This is a genomic window from Halocatena pleomorpha (assembly GCF_003862495.1).
Taxonomy (GTDB): domain Archaea; phylum Halobacteriota; class Halobacteria; order Halobacteriales; family Haloarculaceae; genus Halocatena; species Halocatena pleomorpha.
Map to the genome: position 1 here is coordinate 1 of NZ_RRCH01000053.1, position 3200 is coordinate 3200.

Here is a 3200-nt window from a genome sequence, read left to right on the forward strand (position 1 = left end):
CCCCACCCGATGCGCGTGTCGCGACCGAACCGGACGGCCACAGTTCCGGCACCGTCGGCGCTGTTTGGTTTTCTGATACGATTCGACACCGTTACATGTCTCTGTTGCGTTCCCAATCATGGGTTCTAGCGGTCATGAGAACCCCAGCGTCGGGTGGTCACGACACCCGGCGCGTTCAATACGAACGCACACGCCATGGGGCGCTGCTGGCGTCCTCGTTTATCGTTCCTTACTTCTTCACACATAAAGGTACTGATGAGACCAAGGATATTATTGTATGGTAACAATTATTCGCTGGTGTTCATACGAGAAGCAGGGTGCGTCAAGAACGTGCCACGACAGCCAATAGTGCGACTACTCGCGTCCAAGAAGAACGGCGCGGTGAAACGATCAGAAGAACAATCACAACTTGCCACACCACATCTCAGTTTCCCCGCAACCCTTATTATGAATTGTATATAATTCGTAACTGAGATGGCAAAATCATCACACCACTCCGACCACCCGCCGTTTCAGCAACTTCAGGCGGTTGTCGATCTTCTCGAATCACCGACGCTCGCTCGTCTCTACATGTATACCTTAGAGAAGGGTTCTTCGACCGTCTCCGAAATCGTTTCCGATCTCGATATTCCACAGGGAACGGCGTACGATTACATAGGGACGCTTGAGCAGACAGGATTAGTAACGAAAGTCCATGAACAGCGCCCCTACGAATACGAAGCCGTTCCGGTTTCGCTCACCTTCAGGACAGACGGATCACCGCAGACGATTACACCAGCACTCATTGCGGCTATCGCTCGCCGCGAGGAGAACGCGGACATCGATGTCTTTTTCGACCGCCACGGGCTCGACGCGCTATCGGATGTGCTCACGTACGCAGAAGAGTACGTTGAAGGAACAGTGAACCATCGCATCGCAGCGCGTGAACTCGATCTCTCTCCGCTCGAAGCCGAGATTATTCTCCAAGCTCTCGAACCGATCGCTAAGAAGTATCTGACCGATTCTAAATGACCATCGTATACATTGCCGATACAGGGGTCTTTATCCGGTGTGGTGGTCCCGATCGAAACAAGTACCAGCGTCTTCGACGGGCCGTTCGGCGAGGTGGTGTCTCTCTGCACATCCCAAAGCGCGTTTTCGAGGAACTCGGTGGCGATCCGACTGCCGATGTGTATCCATCGGGAACGACCCCGATTTCTGATGGACTCACAGAGGGATGGGTCCTCGTTGCCGACGATTTAGAGTACAGAAATCCACTCGTCTCGACCGTGATGGACGAGACACGGCGTGTCATCGCAAATGAAACCGGCCGCGACGAGGATCGCATCGAGAAAACAGACACGGCATTGGTAGGTCTTGCGGCTCAGTTGCTTGACACAAGGGACGCAGACAAAGTAGTTCTGTTGACAACTGATAAGCCAGCCGGGCAAGCCGCCGAGCTGCTCCTCGCAGAACACGGATTTTCAGATCGCATCGAGTACCGATACGTTAGTGAGGAGTATCTCGAAACGATCACAGCAGCCGAATTCCGATCGGAGACGTTCGATTCTCGGAGCACTTAGGTAGACGCACCGTCCCAGTTGAGTCGTGCGCATCGAGAACAGTTTCATTCCGGTGAGGGGGGTGGGAGAGACGACGGAGCGAAAACTCTGGCAGCAGGGCATCACTCGCTGGGAGGAGTTCGAGCGTGACGCAGTGGGTGAGACAACGGGCGAACGGATCGAGTCGTTCATCGAAACCGCCAGAGCGCGACTCGACGCGAACGACGCCCGCTTTTTCGATGACGCGTTTCCGAACAAACACCAGTGGCGGCTGTATGAGAACTTTCGAAACGATGCCTGTTTTTTCGACATTGAGACCACTGGATTGAGCCAGTCAACTGACGAAGTGACGACTGTCAGCGTCCACCAGGACGACACCACCCGAACGTTCGTTAACGACGCCTCTCCTGTGATTGGTGAATCGCTCACACCCGAGAAAATCCGCGCAACGATCGGAGAGGCACCACTGCTCGTAACGTTTAACGGCAAACGCTTCGACGTTCCCTTTCTCGAAACAGCGCTTGACATCGAAATCGATGGGCCACACATCGACCTCATGTATCCTTGCAGGCAGCTCGATCTCACCGGCGGCTTGAAACGGATCGAGCAGACGGTCGGCATCGATCGAGATCAGCCGGACATCACGGGTCGTGACGCGGTCCGCCTGTGGCGGGAGTACGAACGGGGGGACGCCGACGCGCTGACCACGCTCGTCTCGTACAACCGCGACGACACGGTGAACCTGCGGCGATTGATGGACCACGTCGCGGAGACGCTGCACGATGACGTGTTTGCGTCGGTCTGTTAACATTGATCCGTCGGTTTCCGGCCCTCCGTAGCGGGTGAAAGATCCACAACGGTGATGTCCGTGATCGTGAGTGCCTCCGGCACATACTCGTTCGTCCGTGGAAGGTGTGCACCGGTCGGTGACAGGGTGGTTTCCATGAGCGCCTGATAGACGCCGTAGACGCTGTGTTCTTCGGGGAACGATGGAACTGCGTGAGCCGTACAGCGATGAAAGAGCGGGAGCCAGTCCGTATCGACGTATTCGACTTCGAGTTGGAGCGTGTCACCTGCTTTGAGTGTGCACGTTTCATCGTGAAAGCTACAGGTGGCACGACCGGGATCACAGTCACTGCCGACGAACTGCCCGATCAGATCCCGCTGTGGCGGATCGACCATCCGAATACCCACCCCTGTGGTTGATTTTCACGGCTTTTGTCCACCATAGAATTGAGTCTTTTGCCGATGGTAATAACTCCCCTGGTCGAACACCCTCGGGTGAACTGAACGGGACTATCTTGAACCAGCGAGAGAATCCCGCCCTTTAGGGCGGGCGTGAATCGCGTCACCCGACTACGCAATCCACAGTCTATAGCAGCCCGAATACCAAACGGAATCTATTAGTGCCAAGGAAACGCACAAAGAATTGTGCGAACTGAAATCGATATGGAGCGAGGGAGTGATCTCCATGAACGGGTGAAAGACTACGCCCGCGACAATGGCATCCGACATCCTCGTGCCTACGCTGAACTCATCGAGCAAGGATTGGACGCCAGTGACAACGATAACTAAGACGTTACAGGCGACGTTTGCGCCACCCACCGCGCACAAACAGTCGAAACTCAACGACCTGCTCGACACGTACCGTGACGGGCT

Annotated in this window: 6 protein-coding genes; 5 read left to right on the plus strand and 1 reads right to left on the minus strand. The window is 55.3% G+C overall.

Going from position 1 to position 3200, the window contains the following annotated elements:
- The 4 genes from EIK79_RS18550 to EIK79_RS17615 form a co-directional block, all read left to right on the plus strand.
- On the plus strand, positions 1-284 hold a 284-nt coding region (locus tag EIK79_RS18550; RefSeq protein ID WP_221621790.1), incomplete at its 5' end, for a hypothetical protein.
- A gap of 190 nt (positions 285-474) precedes the next feature.
- Positions 475-1011, plus strand: a complete 537-nt coding sequence (locus EIK79_RS17605) for a DUF7437 domain-containing protein (RefSeq protein ID WP_124957093.1) — start codon at positions 475-477, stop codon at positions 1009-1011.
- A complete protein-coding gene (locus EIK79_RS17610; RefSeq protein ID WP_124957095.1) occupies positions 1008-1562 on the plus strand; it encodes a hypothetical protein in 555 nt (184 codons plus the stop codon). The genes EIK79_RS17605 and EIK79_RS17610 overlap by 4 nt, the downstream gene beginning before the upstream one ends.
- A gap of 25 nt (positions 1563-1587) precedes the next feature.
- Positions 1588-2349 (plus strand): ribonuclease H-like domain-containing protein, encoded by a 762-nt coding sequence (locus tag EIK79_RS17615; RefSeq protein WP_124957097.1) that lies wholly within the window; start codon positions 1588-1590, stop codon positions 2347-2349.
- On the opposite strand, the gene EIK79_RS17620 is transcribed toward EIK79_RS17615, so the two are convergent.
- The gene (locus EIK79_RS17620) at positions 2346-2723 is read right to left on the minus strand and encodes a hypothetical protein (protein WP_124957099.1); all 378 of its coding nucleotides are present in this window, start codon (positions 2721-2723) and stop codon (positions 2346-2348) included. The two genes, EIK79_RS17615 and EIK79_RS17620, sit on opposite strands and share 4 nt — an antisense overlap.
- Positions 2724-2990: 267 nt before the next feature.
- On the opposite strand from EIK79_RS17620, the gene EIK79_RS19100 reads away from it, so the two are divergent.
- Entirely contained in the window at positions 2991-3116 is a 126-nt protein-coding gene (locus EIK79_RS19100; protein ID WP_267900544.1) for a hypothetical protein, read from the plus strand.
- The last annotated feature ends 84 nt before the right edge of the window (positions 3117-3200 follow it).

Bases quoted from the DNA above. Each gene is read 5' to 3' on its own strand.
- EIK79_RS17610 (WP_124957095.1), top strand. From the start codon at position 1,008: ATGACCATCGTATACATTGCCGATACAGGGGTCTTTATCCGGTGTGGT.
- EIK79_RS19100 (WP_267900544.1), top strand. From the start codon at position 2,991: ATGGAGCGAGGGAGTGATCTCCATGAACGGGTGAAAGACTACGCCCGC.
- EIK79_RS17620 (WP_124957099.1), bottom strand. From the start codon at position 2,723: ATGGTCGATCCGCCACAGCGGGATCTGATCGGGCAGTTCGTCGGCAGT.
- EIK79_RS17605 (WP_124957093.1), top strand. From the start codon at position 475: ATGGCAAAATCATCACACCACTCCGACCACCCGCCGTTTCAGCAACTT.